General features: G+C 44.2%; 16 protein-coding genes. 7 read left to right on the top strand and 9 right to left on the bottom strand.

What is annotated here, in order from left to right; genetic code table 11:
* The first annotated feature begins 40 nt into the window (after positions 1–40).
* The 4 genes from J5X94_RS05060 (at position 41) to J5X94_RS05045 (ending at position 4,243) form a co-directional block, all read left to right on the top strand.
* Positions 41–1,189: an imelysin family protein gene (locus J5X94_RS05060; RefSeq protein WP_210540458.1), complete on the top strand. Its 1,149-nt coding sequence runs from the start codon at positions 41–43 to the stop codon at positions 1,187–1,189.
* Positions 1,190–1,192: 3 nt separating this feature from the next.
* On the top strand, positions 1,193–2,809 hold the full coding sequence (locus tag J5X94_RS05055; protein ID WP_210540457.1) for a DUF1513 domain-containing protein: 1,617 nt from the start codon (positions 1,193–1,195) through the stop codon (positions 2,807–2,809).
* A gap of 24 nt (positions 2,810–2,833) precedes the next feature.
* Positions 2,834–3,496: a M48 family metallopeptidase gene (locus J5X94_RS05050; RefSeq protein WP_210540456.1), complete on the top strand. Its 663-nt coding sequence runs from the start codon at positions 2,834–2,836 to the stop codon at positions 3,494–3,496.
* 144 nt (positions 3,497–3,640) lie between these two features.
* Positions 3,641–4,243: a methyltransferase domain-containing protein gene (locus J5X94_RS05045; RefSeq protein WP_210540455.1), complete on the top strand. Its 603-nt coding sequence runs from the start codon at positions 3,641–3,643 to the stop codon at positions 4,241–4,243.
* Here the strand turns inward: J5X94_RS05045 and J5X94_RS05040 are convergent.
* Both J5X94_RS05040 and J5X94_RS05035 read right to left on the bottom strand, forming a co-directional pair.
* Entirely contained in the window at positions 4,224–4,892 is a 669-nt protein-coding gene (locus J5X94_RS05040) for a hypothetical protein (protein WP_210540454.1), read from the bottom strand. The genes J5X94_RS05045 and J5X94_RS05040 overlap by 20 nt on opposite strands.
* Positions 4,893–4,945: 53 nt before the next feature.
* Positions 4,946–5,854 (bottom strand): hydrogen peroxide-inducible genes activator, encoded by a 909-nt coding sequence (locus tag J5X94_RS05035; RefSeq protein ID WP_210540453.1) that lies wholly within the window; start codon positions 5,852–5,854, stop codon positions 4,946–4,948.
* Positions 5,855–6,131: 277 nt separating this feature from the next.
* Here J5X94_RS05035 and ahpC point away from each other — a divergent pair, with 277 nt between their 5' ends.
* Positions 6,132–6,698: an alkyl hydroperoxide reductase subunit C gene (gene ahpC / locus J5X94_RS05030; RefSeq protein ID WP_210540452.1), complete on the top strand. Its 567-nt coding sequence runs from the start codon at positions 6,132–6,134 to the stop codon at positions 6,696–6,698.
* Positions 6,699–6,873: 175 nt separating this feature from the next.
* Here ahpC and J5X94_RS05025 read toward each other — a convergent pair whose 3' ends face one another.
* Positions 6,874–7,122 carry a YdcH family protein gene (locus J5X94_RS05025; RefSeq protein WP_189585550.1) on the bottom strand — a complete coding sequence of 83 codons (249 nt, stop codon included), beginning with the start codon at positions 7,120–7,122 and terminating at the stop codon, positions 6,874–6,876.
* A 214-nt stretch (positions 7,123–7,336) separates the two neighbouring features.
* Positions 7,337–7,585 (bottom strand): YdcH family protein, encoded by a 249-nt coding sequence (locus J5X94_RS05020; RefSeq protein ID WP_210540451.1) that lies wholly within the window; start codon positions 7,583–7,585, stop codon positions 7,337–7,339.
* 488 nt (positions 7,586–8,073) lie between these two features.
* Between J5X94_RS05020 and ahpF the strand changes: the two genes are divergently transcribed.
* The gene (gene ahpF / locus J5X94_RS05015) at positions 8,074–9,651 is read left to right on the top strand and encodes an alkyl hydroperoxide reductase subunit F (RefSeq protein WP_210540450.1); all 1,578 of its coding nucleotides are present in this window, start codon (positions 8,074–8,076) and stop codon (positions 9,649–9,651) included.
* A 237-nt stretch (positions 9,652–9,888) separates the two neighbouring features.
* Positions 9,889–11,337 carry an alanine/glycine:cation symporter family protein gene (locus J5X94_RS05010; RefSeq protein ID WP_210540449.1) on the top strand — a complete coding sequence of 483 codons (1,449 nt, stop codon included), beginning with the start codon at positions 9,889–9,891 and terminating at the stop codon, positions 11,335–11,337.
* Between the two features lie 74 nt (positions 11,338–11,411).
* On the opposite strand, the gene J5X94_RS05005 is transcribed toward J5X94_RS05010, so the two are convergent.
* The 5 genes from J5X94_RS05005 to J5X94_RS04985 form a co-directional block, all read right to left on the bottom strand.
* The gene (locus J5X94_RS05005; protein WP_210540448.1) at positions 11,412–12,155 is read right to left on the bottom strand and encodes a glutathione S-transferase family protein; all 744 of its coding nucleotides are present in this window, start codon (positions 12,153–12,155) and stop codon (positions 11,412–11,414) included.
* A 144-nt stretch (positions 12,156–12,299) separates the two neighbouring features.
* Positions 12,300–12,632 carry a TIGR01244 family sulfur transferase gene (locus J5X94_RS05000; RefSeq protein WP_010201553.1) on the bottom strand — a complete coding sequence of 111 codons (333 nt, stop codon included), beginning with the start codon at positions 12,630–12,632 and terminating at the stop codon, positions 12,300–12,302.
* 108 nt (positions 12,633–12,740) lie between these two features.
* Positions 12,741–13,067: a beta-lactamase hydrolase domain-containing protein gene (locus J5X94_RS04995; protein WP_210540447.1), complete on the bottom strand. Its 327-nt coding sequence runs from the start codon at positions 13,065–13,067 to the stop codon at positions 12,741–12,743.
* Positions 13,068–13,281: 214 nt separating this feature from the next.
* Entirely contained in the window at positions 13,282–14,991 is a 1,710-nt protein-coding gene (locus tag J5X94_RS04990) for a SulP family inorganic anion transporter (RefSeq protein WP_210540446.1), read from the bottom strand.
* Positions 14,992–15,047: 56 nt separating this feature from the next.
* The gene (locus tag J5X94_RS04985; RefSeq protein ID WP_228293161.1) at positions 15,048–15,386 is read right to left on the bottom strand and encodes an ArsR/SmtB family transcription factor; all 339 of its coding nucleotides are present in this window, start codon (positions 15,384–15,386) and stop codon (positions 15,048–15,050) included.
* Positions 15,387–15,712: the final 326 nt, after the last annotated feature.

The raw sequence follows: 15,712 nt of genomic DNA, 5'->3' as shown, positions 1-15,712 counted from the left end.
AATGATATAAATTACTACTTATCCCATTACCGAGAAACTTATGAAAATAAATCCTGCATTAGCAATGGCGTTATCGGCACTGAGTGCTGGATTACTCATCAGTTGTGTCAAGCCTGCCGATGAGAGTAAAACAGCAGAGGTGGATAGCCAAGCCGTCGCGCAAGATGGTGCTTCCTCAAACAGTACGGCCGCCGATAGCGCAAATGACGAACAGATAGTCGCCATAGATATCAGCGCGGAGACCGAAAAAACCTATCTGACGCATGTGGCTGAAGACATTATCATTCCAGCTTATGCGGATGCGGCGAAGCAAAGTGGTTTGTTACATGATTTGGCGCAGAAGCATTGTCAGCAAGCGCCTGTCAGCGGTGATGAATTGCAAGCGTTGCGTGCTCAGTGGCTGGTGCTGGCGCAAGCATGGGCGAGTGCTGAGATGATCAACTTCGGTCCTGCGACTGCTAGTATGAGCAACTTGTACATCAATTATTACCCTGACGAGCGCGGCTTGGTACACAGTGGTGTGGCTGACCTGATTGCCGCCAATCCAAAACTAACCCCAGAGCAGCTCGCTAACGAGAGCGCTATTGTGCAAGGCGTACCAGGTCTGGAAGAGGCGCTATTTGCCAATGACAGCTTGAATGCTGCTCAATGTGCTTATGTGGTTAGCGCCAGCGCGGCACTAAGTACGCGATTAAAAGATATCGAAAGTAACTGGCAGCAGAACGCCACAACTTTACTGGCGATTGATAAAACGGCTGATAGCGATCAAGGTTTGAACCAGTGGTTTAACGCTTTATTGTCATTGATTGAGACGATGAAGACCAATGCTATTGATGAACCATTAGGTCTCACAGGCAAAGCCAAGGGACATCTGCCAGCTGCTACCGCTGGACAAAGCCGCGCTATTATCAATGCTAAGTTGGCTACCTTGAATAAAACGCTGACTGACCCGGTATTGACGGCCATTCTTGGTAGCAATGATGAGAATGCTATTGCGGCCAGTCTATCAAGTGAGCTGGCTGATACGACCACGCTATTGGCGCAGATGCCAGAGGATTTAGCGACTGCCGATAAAGCCAAGCAGCAAGAATTGTTTGATCACTTTACGACCATTACCCGCCTGATGAAACGCCAATTGATTCCCACCTTGGGTATCCGTGTTGGTTTTAACAGCAATGATGGCGATTAAGTCATGCAAATCTCTGAAGCCAATACCGCTGCGATAGCAAAATCTCATAGCGCGTCCTCTAAAGCAACGCCTAGACCAGCAGACAAGCGCTCAAATCATGAGCAGCTGGTGACGTCGGCCTTGACTACGCTCGGTAGCGTATTGGGAACGGTGGCATTGGTTGGTATACATCATCACTATCGCAAGCAGCATCAGCCTGAAGCAAAGTTGCAAGACTATGTGTCGGGTGTGCGTGCTCAGCTGCATATATTGCAAGCATCGCCCAAGTCACAGCTAATCCGTTTTCGCTACGCCTATCAGCACGCGTCTGCTGCGTGGCAACGGGCTTATCATGATGATATCGATGATAAAAATCATGATACTAAAAATACCGTGACCGACCTGACGGCAATGCATAGCACCGTTATGCTGGCGCGTCCAGTATGCTGGGTCAGTGGCGTAGCGTCGATGCCACAGAACCTATCATTGATAAATAACGACGATAGTAATGATGATAGTAGTAATGATGAAACTGGCTTTGGGGTAGTCGGCATCGATGCAGACCGACAAATCGTTTGGCAAACGACCATGCCTGAGCGTGTCCACGATATTGTTGTCCAGCCAATCGCTAATATTCAAAACACTCAAAACAGATCAAATGCTCATAATTGTCAACGCGATGTCGTGGTGTTGGGTCGCCGCCCCAGTGAAAGTTTTTGGGTATTAGACACAGCGACAGGACAGGTAAAGCTTGCTATAAAAGCGGCTGATAATCGCCATTTTTATGGGCATGCTTGCTACAGTTTGGATGGCTCAAAGCTATACGTCACTGAGAATGATACGATAAGCTTGGCGGGTAAAATTGGTATCTACGATGCTCATGATAACTATAATAAAATAACCGAATTTGACTCGCACGGTATTGGGCCACATGAGCTGATTATGCATCCAGATGGCGAGACACTGGTCATCGCTAATGGCGGTATCAAAACGGAACAAGCCTCTCGTGAAGAGCTGAATCTCGATACCATGCGTCCATCGTTGACTTATCTGAGTCGTCATGATGGGACGCTGCTTGAGCAAATTATCCCTGAACACAATCAGATGAGTGTGCGTCATTTGGCCATACATGACGATGGCACGGTGATGATTGGTATTCAATTTCAGGGTGAGAAACATATCAATGTACCGTTAGTGCTGACCCATCATCGCGGTGATTCTGACTTTAAACCATTGGTTATGCCCAATAATCACTGGCAATGCTTCCATCAATACATTGCCAGTGTGGCGGTTGATAGTGAGCGCAATCTGTTATGTGTGACCACACCAATTGGTGGCTGTGCAGCGATTTATGATTTAAACACACGCATGCTGATTGACGCTGTGCGTTTGCCAGATTGTGCAGGAGCTTCGCTAGTCGCTGGTCAGGCATCTGGTCAAACTAAAAGTAATCATGGAGCGTCAGGCTTTATCGTCAGCGATGGGCACGGGAAGCTGACAAGATTGAGGGTGAATACCCTACCAGTAGAAACATCGGATGTAGCAGAATCAAATTCAAAGCATACTGCCGACATTATGGTGCAGGACAGTCAAATACATAATATGTCTTTTGACAATCATTTGCAGGCAGTCTTAGCATAAGCGGTATAAAAGGATAAAATCACGATGCCGCAACAGAGTACGTCTCTAGTGTTAGATATGGCAAGACAACAGCTGGCACAAGCGGATATTGTGCTGTACGTGACCAAAAAGCGCGTCAAAAATATCAATTTTCGCTTAAAGCCTTATGCGCTCATGGTCTCTGTACCGATGTCTATCAGCCCCAGCCAAATCGCTCAGTCTGTCGACAAGCGCGTATCATGGGCGCTAGACAACCATCCGCAAGTATTGGCGCGTTATCATCACAAGCAAACCCCGAAACCTGAAGCTCCACGCGTAGACAGCCCCCTTAGCTTGTGGGGTGTCGAGCAATCGTTCACTCTCAACCACGATGAAAAAATCGCTTATTATCGGCAACAACTTACTGAAGTAAATCCAGCACTATTTGCCAAGTGGCAACCAATAGTCGGTGCTACTGCTAATGAAGTTCGACTGAAAAAAATGCATACGCGCTGGGGCAGTTGTAACACGCGTGCGCGTCGAATTTGGTTATCCGTATATCTTCCCGCTTACCCGATTGAATGCACCGAATACGTCATTGTCCATGAGCTGTGTCATTTGTATCATGCCAATCACAGCAAGGCGTTTTGGCAAACGGTGGCGGCAGCGATGCCAGATTATCAGCAGTGGCACGATATGCTAGCAGGCAAATCGGGTCAGCTGGATTAAGCGCCTCACACAAATGATATAAAGGCATTCGTTAACCCTAACATACCTGCTATGATAAGCGCTCACGTCGCAGTATACAGCGTATCATTCAAATAATAGAATGATAGGTATATTGTAGATGCATGGTATATACAGGGATGTCATATGGACAACGTCAATCAAGCTGAATTTTGGCAGCAGCGTTATGAGACTGGTAGCATACAGTGGGATATGGGACAGGTGTCACCACCGCTAAAAGCTTACATCGATCAACTGCCTGCGTCTGCTAAAGATCAGGCTATTCTGGTGCCAGGGGCAGGCAATGCCTATGAGGTTGGCTATCTACACGAGCAGGGTTTTACCAATGTCACGTTGGTTGACTTCGCGCCTGCACCGATTGATGCGTTTGCAGAGCGCTATCCTGATTTCCCAGCGGCGCACCTGATTTGTGCAGATTTTTTTAATTTATCAGCTGAGCAATATCAGTTTGATTGGGTGCTTGAGCAGACGTTTTTTTGTGCGATAAATCCGTCACGTCGTGATGAATATGTCGAGCAGATGGCAGCGCTATTGAAGCCACAAGGCAAGCTGGTTGGCCTGCTTTTCAATGTGGATTTTGGCCGTGATGAACCACCTTTTGGTGGCACAAAAGATGAATATCAGCAGCGTTTTGAGCAGTATTTTGATATAGAGATGATGGAATCCAGCTATAACTCGCATTCTGCACGTCAAGGCAGTGAGTTATTTATCAAGCTGCAAGCGAAGTAATCTCACGCTTGATATTATCTCGCGCTTGCTCTTCTAATCGTTCAAAGTAATAATCGGTCAGATACAGTCTTGGATGCGCCAACAATCCTTTTAACACCGCTGTTCGTCCGATACGGTAATCGGTAGCTGGCACGTGTGCATACTCTTTACGTACCGCAGATGCATATGGTTCATATTCAGACCATACAGCACCCAAAACGCTCAAATCCATATCTAACAGATAAGCCGCATCGCTGCGTTTATCATCATCGGTTAACTCATCAAGTTGATGGGTAGCCGTCATCATGATAAGTGCATAGATATGTTGGCATTGTTCCGCGCTCAAATATTTCCGTAACGCTTCCACCGCATAGTCTGCACTTTTAAGCTCATTATCTGCCCGTGTTGGCTCGTATATCACATCGTGATAATACAGCGCTAAAGCGATAATATGCGGTTCATAAAGGTTGTGCTTAACTTGCTCAAGCTGCGCAAACAACTGCTTAATGTGGTGCAGGGTGTGATAAGCGCGATGGGCTTCGTTATAACGGGTAGCGACAGCTTGCCAAAGCATCTCCACCTCTACCAGATCGATAGTATTAGCGATGGCAGACAAGTGCATGGCGAAATGCTGACCAAGGTCGGACGTTACGTGCGAAACATCGTTCATATTCATACTCAATTGTCTGAGTTACTTAGCGCCTCACAATCCTAATAGTTAACTTAGTCCTGATGAGCTGCATCTTCAAAGGCTTGTTTAAACACCTTGCCCAATAGATTTACATCGTCGACACGGGCATAATTCAAACGGGTGACAAAGGCGATGTGGCGATGTGGGCCTTTTTCTGCTAATGGCACCGCGACGGCATTTTGATTTTGCAGATGCAATTGATCCAGCGCCATCTCAGGTACTAAAGTTGTGCCCATATTAGCGAGTGCCATCTGAATGAGCGTGTTTAAGCTAGCGTCAGAAAAGCTCGATTTCATTTGCGCCCGATCAAAATGACAAACCGATAGCGTCTGATCGGTCAGGCAATGTCCTTCACCCAGCAGCATGAGATTGGCAGTAGCGAGATCCTCAGAATCAATGGTGTCAAGCTTGGCATGGACATCGTCTTTTGGGAATACTGCGAAGAAGTCTTCACTCCAAAATTCAAAACTATGCAATCCGTCTACGGCATAGGGTAGCGCAATGATTGCTGTGTCAATATGACCGTAACGCACTTGCTCAAGCAAGCGTTCGGTTTGTTGCTCAACGATGGTCATGCGAAATTCTGGATAATTGGCTCGCAGTGCAGGCAAGACTTTTGGCAGCAAGTAAGGAGCAATCGTTGGAATGATACCCACGGTCATCGGGTAGGCAAGCGGCGTTTGATGACTGTGCGCACGGGTGGTCAAGTCGCTCACTTCAGAGAATACACGCTGCGCCCGCGTCAGGATATCTTGCCCAATAGGGGTGATAAGCACTTGTTTGTTATTACGCTCAAAAATCTGTGTGTCTAGTTGCTTTTCTAATTCTGCGATACCTAAGCTCAGCGCAGACTGCGAAATATTACAATCTTCTGCTGCCCGTTTGAAATGGCGGTGTTTAGCGACTGCTAAGGCAAATTCAAGTTGACGTAAGGTAATCATAAGACCTCTTTTTTGGTTGTTTTTCACGCAAATGACAATACTTATGCATCTTGGTCATTATCGAGATTTACCGATAGCACACTGATGACATGAAGTAGATAGAATAGTTTAACAAGTTTAATAAAACAAAACATCACATTAAAAACTTTTAACTGGATTAACCATAGAATTCGCGTATAGTTTGTCAGGTAGCCCAGATAGTTCAAGGCTTAACGGAAACAATCAAATAAATAAGCACCATTAAATTAATCACACTTAATCAAAAAAGGAGCCAATCATGGCGTCTATTATCAATCAAGAAATCCCAGAATTTTCAGCAGATGCATATGTAAACGGTGAGTTCAAAACCATCACTTCAGAAGATGTAAAAGGTAACTGGGCGATTTTCCTATTTTACCCAGCTGACTTTACTTTTGTTTGCCCAACTGAGCTTGAAGACATGGCAAACCATTATGAAGAGCTACAAGGTTTGGGCGTAGAAGTATACTCAGTATCGACTGACACTCATTTCACGCATAAAGCATGGCATGATTCTTCAGACGCAATTGGTAAAGTAAACTATCCAATGATCGGCGATCCTACTGGTAAAATCACTCGTGGTTTTAACGTGATGATCGAAGAAGCAGGCCTAGCTGAGCGCGGTACTTTCTTAGTCGATCCAGATGGTTTGATTCAGGTTGCTGAGATTCATGCTGGCGGTATTGGCCGTAGCGCAAAAGACATGCTGCGTAAAGTAAAAGCGGCACAATATGTCCGTGAAAACGATGGCGAAGTTTGCCCAGCAGCTTGGGAACAAGGTGGCGATACATTGAAGCCAAGTCTTGACCTAGTTGGTAAAATCTAGGTTAGCAAAACCTAAGTAGTTATCCAACTATTTAGCGATAGGTAGCGCTGTTTTTATTATTTTATAATTTGAACCAGCGCTATAAATAAAGACCCCATCAGCTTACGTTGATGGGGTCTTTTTATATCTTAAGCTAAAGTTTTATTAGTGTTATTTATCGATAATAAATGAGCGATTACGCTTGAGATTGTACTTTATTCTTATCTATGGTTTTGTAAATCTCATCTTTGAGCTGTAGCTTGCGCCGCTTCATTTGTTCGATTTCTTCATCGCGGCTGGCGTGTTTGACTACGTCATTCTCAAGCTTATCAATTTGCCTGTCCAGTATAGTATGTTCATCGAAGATACTCGCAAAGTGCGCATCTTTTTGCTTGAGCTCATCGATGATGTCGCTGTGATCTTGCCATTTATCAGTCATGGTCATGTTGTCATCCTTGTTATTTAGCGTGTGCTTAGCATAAGCAGTGACGCGTTGTGGTTAAGACAGATTATGATTGTGAGACTTGTTGATTATAAAATTAAGATTTATAAAACTAAATGTAAGAAATTCTTAGCAGTAATTTTGGGGTGTATCCTCAATCTGAACGAAAGTGCTCAGATGAGATAAAAATGAGGACACGCCCCTAATAAATGAAGCATTAAGCGTGAGATTGCATTTTGTTTTTATCGATTATCTTATAAATTTCATCTTTAAGGTGTAGTTTTCGACGCTTCATCTGTTCTATTTCATCATCACAGCTGCTATGTTTTATCAAATCCTTTTCGAGATAATTGATCTTCTCATCCAGCTGAGTATGTTCAGCAAAAATACTCGCAAAATGGCTGTCTTTTTGCTTAAGTTCAGCGATAATTTCTTTGTTATCTAGCCTTGTATCAGTCTTTCTCATCTGGTCATCCTTGTTATGAAGCGCAAGCTAACGATCAGCATCAGCGCATTGTCGTTAAGATTTATGATTGTGAGACTTGATTATTACTCAACCAAACCGCTATTACGCTCAATAGTGATAAGGCTTAATACAAGCAGAAATAGCCTTTGATAAGCACGCATAAAAGCCAATCTTCCGCTAGGAAACAGGAATTATTCCTATTGCTCTTATTCGATTGTAGCGAAAAAATCATCTTGATACTATGATAATAATCCTCTTATAAGTTTAAATTTAATTATAAATACCAATTAATGATTGGTTTTATAAAACATAAGGTTTGGGTTTCTCAGCTTGCTCAAATCTATGGAACCTATGATAATAGGGACATCAAAAGGCACAAGCCTTATCCAAATAACACTTTAAACGATATTACTTACTACAGATTTTCCATCTTTAAACGTGCAACCGCTTAGTTGCCGTTACATATTAAATAATAATGAGGAACAAACATGATAGATCAAAGTTTATTAGATGCCATCAAGAGCTATAGTGAAAACATGACCCGTCCAATTACCTTTGTCTTAGGTAATGGTACGCATGAAAAGCGGGCAGAGTTGATTGACTTTTTGACCAAAATCGCTGGTACGACTGACAAAATCAATTTTGATGCAGAAGCGATTGATGAGAGCTTGCCTAGTGCGATTAGTTTTAAAGTCGTCAGTCATGTTGATGGCGATTTGGCTGATACTGGTATCGTCTTTAGCGGTATTCCTGGTGGTCATGAGTTTACCTCGCTTATTTTGGCAATCTTGCAAGCGGGTGGTCATACGCTCAAACTAGACGAAGGTATTCAAAAGTTAGTCAAACGTTTTAATAAGCCCTTACAGTTCCAGACCTATGTGTCATTGTCTTGCCACAGTTGCCCAGAAGTCGTGCAAGCTTTGAACCAATTTGCGCTATTAAACGATGATATCAGCAATGAGATGATTGATGGTGCGTTATTCCAAGAGCAAGTAGAAGCGAATAACATCCAAGGAGTTCCAGCGGTATTTTTAAACGGTAAGCCGTTTGCTAATGGACTAATCGATACGGCTAAGCTGATCGGAAAATTGCAAGAGCAGTTCCCTGACTTGTTGTCAGAAGTGGAAGACGACGCTGAGCAATTAGAACAACAGGATGTCACTATCATTGGCGCTGGTCCTGCTGGGGTCGCTGCTGCCATTTATACCGCGCGTAAAGGTCTAAAAGTGACCATGGTCGCTGATCGTATCGGTGGACAGGTCAAAGATACGCAAGATATCGAAAACTTGATTTCTGTACCATTGACGACAGGTACACATCTATCAGCAGACTTCGTCAAACATTTAGGCGAATACAACATAACGCTAAAAGAGCACGTCAGCGTTAAAGAAATCGGCGAGACGTCGGAAGAAAACTATAGTATTCATCTAAATACGGGTGAGACTTTTGAGACGCGCAGTATTATCTTGGCGACGGGTGCCCAATGGCGCAAGCTTGGTGTACCAGGTGAAGAAGAAAATATTGGCAAAGGCGTGGCTTTCTGTGCCCACTGTGACGGCCCGTTCTTTAAAGGTAAAGAAATCTCTGTCATCGGTGGCGGTAACTCTGGTGTCGAAGCGGCGTTAGACCTTGCCGGTATCGTGAAGCATGTAACCGTGCTTGAGTTCGCTGATGAGCTAAAAGCGGATCAGGTCTTGATCAACAAAGCCAAAGAGAGATCAAACATCGAGTTCATCACTGGGGCGGCGACCAAAGAGATTAAGGCCACTGATGGTAAAGTCAGCTCTATCGTCTTTGAAGATCGCAAAACAGGTGAAACCCATGAGCGTGATTTGTCCGGTGTCTTTGTACAGATTGGCTTAGTACCCAATACTGGATTTATCAAAGGCTTCGTTGATTTAAACCGCTTTGGTGAAATTGAGATTGATGAGCGCTGCCGTACGGATCGCAAAGGTATCTTTGCTTGTGGTGACGTCACGACTGTGCCATTTAAGCAGATTAACATCGCGATGGGTGAGGGTAGTAAAGCAGCATTGTCAGCGTTTGAATACTTGGTTATGCAGTAAGTTTGAAGTTAGTTTGAATTTGAAAAGCCACCTCTTTTGAGGTGGCTTTTTTGTGCTATCGTATAAATACGTCTATATAGAACAAATCCTAATATTTAGAAAATGATCATTTAAGTAAACCAATAAAGCGATTTTTCTCAGAAAATATCAGCATTTACGTTACAAACTCGTGTTGTTGATGTAATAATGAGCTCAATAAAACCTATCATATGATCATGAACTATAAGGAAAATAGGCATGGAATATATTGAAGCTTTTTTTGCTCTAGTCGGGGATCTAACGTGGGGCTGGGCACTTATCCCTATGTTAGTTATTTTTGGTTTATTATTTTCCATCGTGGGTAGATTTGCCCAGTTTAGATATTTTAAACGTATGTTCCGTGTATTTAAAACGGATGAGGTAGGAGACGACGGAATTTCTGCCCGTCAGGCGTTGCTCGTTTCTATCGGTGGACGTGTTGGCGGCGGTAACATTGCTGGCGTTGCTGTTGCAATCTCTTTAGGGGGTCCGGGAGCGGTATTCTGGATGTGGGTTGTGGCCTTAATTGGAATGATGACTAGCATTGTTGAGTGTAGCTTAGCCCAGCTTTACAAGCGTAGAGATACTGATGGTAACTTTCGCGGTGGCCCTGCGACCTATATTTTACATGGCTTAGGTAAAGAATATCGCTGGCTCGCCATCATCTATGCAATCTCTCTACTACTGTCTTTTTCTATCGGGTTTGTGGCGTTCCAAGGCAATACGGTGGCAGGCTCTGCTCTTGAAAGTTTTGGAATTGACCGCTGGATAACGGGTGTGGTACTGGTGGTTGCAGGTGGATTTATTGTCTTTGGCGGTATTCAGCGCATTGCTAAAGTGGCCGACGTTGTCATTCCTGTTATGGCATTAATTTATATCAGTATGGCACTTATTATTATTGCATTTAATTTCACAGAATTGCCTGCACTAATAGTAATGATTGTCAAAAATGCTTTTGGCATTGAATCTGTCGTGGGCGGTGGTATTGGTGTGGCGATTGAGCAAGGCATGAAGCGTGGTTTATTCTCTAATGAAGCAGGTCTGGGTTCTGCGCCTAATATCGCTGCCACCGCTTACGCCACTCATCCTGTGAGTCAAGGTATCTCGCAGTCATTATCTGTGTTCATTGATACGTTAGTCGTATGTAGTGCCACAGCATTTATGATTTTACTGAGCGGTGTCTATCAGCCAGGTGCTGAAGTTGATGGTATTGTACTGGCACAGCAAGCGCTAACAACCCAGCTTGGAGATTGGGCGCAGTATATCCTGACCATATCGATATTGTTATTTGCCTTAAGCTCTATCATGTATAACTATTATATGGGTGAAAATGCCATTAACTTTTTGGTCAAAAAGAATATCAAAATGGCGACTCTGATTTTGCGAATTGTTGTGATTGCGGTATTATTCTTGGGCGCAGTGGCTCCTGCAGCAACCGCAGTGTTCTTCTTTGCGGACCCGTTGATGGGCGTGCTAGCGCTAGCAAACTTATTGGCCTTGATAATGTTATTTCCACGAGCTAAGCGTCTACTTGACGACTTTGCAAGTCAATTAAAATCAGGGGTTAAAGAGCCATTATTCGATGCGCAAGAGTATGAAAAATTGGACCTCGATCTGAGCGCATGGGGTAAAAAAGCAGTAAAAGAAGCTTTAGACCAAAAACAGTAGTAACCGTACGCTTTACTTGTCATGAAAGAAAAAACCACTTTAACTGAGTTAAAGTGGTTTTTTTATGCAAGATACTATTTATTCGCCAAAATGCCAGCTATCGACATTATCTCACCTGCTTCATCTTCTTCGATGACGCGTGTCTCCTTTAAAGCTGAATCGATCCAAGCTTGTATATGAGGATTGTTTAACATCGTTTCACAATACTGTTTAGTCGTCGGCTTTAATTCTATGCTGGAGGCATCAGTATAAGTCTGCAAGCGTAGCACTACAGGCGCAAAAAAAGCATCGGCAGCCGTGAATTGACCAAAAAGGTAGCTGTCTTTTGAGCGATTTTTTAAGCAATCCGCAAAAATATTTTCGATACGAGCAATGTCAGTTAAGCAGGTATTGCTTGGTTGTATCTTAGCAGTCGCTCTGATATTCATCGGCATCTCATTACGAATACCCGCTAGACCAGAATGCATCTCAGCGACGATGCTTTGGCAATAGGCGCTATTTATTCTGATGCTAGTATGGCTTTTAGTCTCAGACTTACTCAGTCCTGTCCAAACATCTATGTCGGTAAAATAATCATTGATATGCATGGCAATCGCTAAGGTATCCCAAACCGTAAATTTGTCATCATTTTCACCATAAACCAAAACGGGCACTTTGCCTGTTGGCGCATGCTCATCGAGAATGGATGACGCTGAGGGATGAAACAATTCGATAAGCTGCTCATTGAAGTCAACATCGAAGGCTTTGAGCAATAGCCAAGCTCGCAATGACCACGATGAATAGTTTTTATTGCCGATGATGAGAAGTGGTTTTTGCATCATAAAGTCCTATTAAATAAAATTTAATTATGTACCCAATGCTGAAAATTGACCAGTCTATAGTTTAGTAATATGCAAAAAAATGCCCATCCAAATTTTGGACGGGCATTTTCTTAAGTAGTGGCACGTTTGTTTAGGTCGATATCAATCGTCTAACAAGTCCATGCGCTTAGCGGCTTCATAGATACCCGTTGAGCGATTACCCGTACGGCAAAATATTAACACTGGCTGCTCAGCTTGATTAAAGAAGTCAGCAAATTCCTCGACGTGGTTTTGATTGAGCTCACTACCAGCAAATGAGACTTCTTTATAAGCAAGTCCTGCTTCTTTAGCAGCTGCTTCGATATCAGCGCTGGTAGGTTGTCCAGGCTCTTCGCCATCAGGACGATTATTGATAATGGTTTTGAAGCCGTTTTCGGCAAGCATAGGGACTTGATCAGGGGTAATTTGTCCCGTAATACTGATTTCGTGGCTCATAAGAGCTCCTTTTATTGTTTATATGAAAGAGTGGGATGTAAAGTGTAGGAATACAGTATCTAAGCCTAGGCTTATTGCAGTCATTTCTAAAGAGAAGGTGTGTAAGCGTTATAGCAGCCCTTGCATCAACGCGCTTTGATAAAGGAGTTTGGCGCGAGCACCAGTACCACAAAACATCAATATGGGCTTGGGCATTGAGTGATAAAAGACGGCAAACTGTTCTACGGTCAGCATACTCAGGCGCTCATCATCAAAGGGTAGGTGATGATACGTCAGATTTGCCTGCTTCGTTGCAGTCGCCAAGTCACAGCTACTAGGCTGTGTCTCGATCTCAGCATCTGGGCGTATATTGAGCACTGAGCGATAGCCCAGCTCAGCAATCTTGACACATTGGCTTGGGTATATTTGCTTATAAATCGTTAAATCATCGGTCATAAAAAGGGTCATTTACGTTTATTAAAAAATGTTAAAAACACTAAAGCGTCGATTTGACGTCTAAATGTTGTCTTATTTCAGTTCGGCTTGATTTAGCTTGTTTAGATTGAGTGCAGCCATACAACAAGCTAGCATACTATACGCTCTATCATAACGATATTTTGTTGCAGACATCAATAGTGATTGTATGGTTGACGAAAATAGTAGGGCGTATTTATATTTGCTTTAGGTCATTAACGGCATCCATAGTACTGAGGTACACCTGTCCTGATAGCTCAGCAATTAGCGGAGTGTGCTCGATGACATCCATGACTGGGCCTTTAATAAAGCTAAAGTGTAAATGCTTGTTTTGCAGGGCCAGCTCTTGATTTAAGGTGCTGAGCATTTCCTGCGCGGTCAGATCAATATGATTGACCGCGGCCATAATGAGAATCAGCTCATGCGCTTCGGGATATTGTTGTAAGGCATTTAAGATGCGCCGATGTACCGATTCGCTATTACCAAAAAACAGACTCTCATCGATACGTAACATCAATAAATTATGAAAAGTGACGACATCGTGGCGATTGATATTGCGAAAGTGTCCTGTCCCAGCCAATTGTCCGACGATGGCGACGTGTGGTTGGCTCGATTGCCAGATGAGACTGGCAAATGACACCATGAGACCGATGACCAGTCCGGTATTTAGCCCAAATATTAGTACCCCTACAAACGCTGCGATAAAGCTTGCGCCGTCTAAGCGATCCCGTTGCCAAGCAGACTTTAAGGTCGCAATATCGATCAAGCCAATGATGGATGCCATGATGGTTGCGCCAAGTAGAGCATAGGGCAACGGCGCAAGTGCGCTATTAAAGGCGATTAGTGCGGCAATCATCACCAGCACCGTCATCAGGCTGGCGAGTGGAGTTTTGGCACCTGAGTCGACGTTGATTGCCGTCCGTGAAAACCCGCCTGCCACGGCAAAGCTCTGAAACAATCCACCAGAAAGATTGGCGAGTCCAAGCCCTGTCAGCTCACGATTGGCATCAAACTTCTCACCGCGCAGTCGCGCATAGGTGCTGGCGACGGAACTGCTAGAGACAAAGATAATAAGCGCCATCAATCCTGCGGTTGGTAAAAGTTTGAGCGCTTCTTGGATGTCTGGTATATGGGGCAGTGTGAAACGTGGTAACCCTTGCGGAATATTACCGATAGTCGCCACGCCACGCGCGTCCCAATGCAGTGCCATACTGAGTAAAATGGCAATGCCGAGCAAAATAAGGGGAAATAAGCGTTCTGCCCATTTGGCAGATGAAGATGACAGCCACGTTCGCCACACCCATTTGCTACCGTAGCGATTTGCGACCAAGAGCGCAAAAGCGATCACGCCAATCAACAAGGTCAACGGATGTAGCTGGCGCGCATATAACTGCATGGTCGATAAATAACCGATTAGGCTACTGCCCGCGATCGGGATATCCGTTAAGTATTTGAGCTGACTGACGAAAATGAGAACCGCCGCACCGCTCACAAATCCTGCCGATACGCCGCGACTGATAAACTGCATGATCCAGCCAAGCTTGAGCCGTCCTGCGATCCAAAGCAGTGACCCCACCATCAGTGCCAATAGACTTGCCATTAGGGCATACTGCTCAGTGCCTTGCTCAGCGTAAGGCAACAAACTACTGGCAGTCATAATAGCGGTGATGGCCACCGGTCCGACCGCTTGTACATTGCTAGAGCCAAGCCAAGCATAGACGATGACAGGCACAATCGCAGCGTACAGACCATAGACGGGCGGCAAGCCTGCAAGTACGGCGTAGCCTAGGCTTTGCGGTATCACCAGTACGCCCACCACCAGCCCAGCGATGACGTCAGTTGGCAAGGCAGCCAGCTGATACTGGCGCAGCCAAGTAGGAATCAGGCGAGCAGCGATAGAGGTCATATCAATACGTCATCACAATAAATAAAGTTAAAAACAGCTAAGAACTCAATAACCAGTTAAGTATCTGTTTTGGCACAAAAGCGTTGATAAAGTAGCTCTAAGACTGCTAAGGCATCGTCGCTGGCGATGCTATAGTAAATTTGCTTGCCGTCACGTCGTGTCGCGACCAGCTCATCCTTGCGCAATATGCCTAACTGCTGCGATAAGCTTGGCTGTCCAACACCGACCAAGCCCTCAAGCTCACCAACGCAATACTCACCTTGAGTCAATTGACAGAGAAGGAGTAAGCGATCAGGATGCGAGAGTGACTTTAGTAATTGGCTGGCTTGTAGCGATGCTTGTTGCATCTGTTTGGCCAGATCTAGCGGTACAGAGTCTGCGTTATTGACTGACATAGGGTCGGCCTTACTGTCAGTAGAGGTAGCCAATGCTGAGGTAGAAGTTGTCAGAGTGAGCTCCTTATATAAAACCAGATAAAGGTCGCGTGGTTTTTATAAAAGTGATGAGTGATTACCGTTAATTATCAATGATATCGCAGCTTACATCAAGTTATATTTATTTACATTATATAATTTGATAAATTGTATGGTGATTGCTATATTGGTATTAACGTTAAGAAAGCATGTTAAAAAGGCATGCTAAAAATTTGACCGCTGATGTTGTCGGCGGCGTTGATATTAACTGCAATAATTTATAAACATTCAATATGCATTAGTTTTTG

It is taken from the genome of Psychrobacter sp. K31L (genome assembly GCF_017942195.1).
GTDB lineage: Bacteria > Pseudomonadota > Gammaproteobacteria > Pseudomonadales > Moraxellaceae > Psychrobacter > Psychrobacter glaciei.
This window is presented reverse-complemented; position numbering and strand designations above follow the sequence as displayed.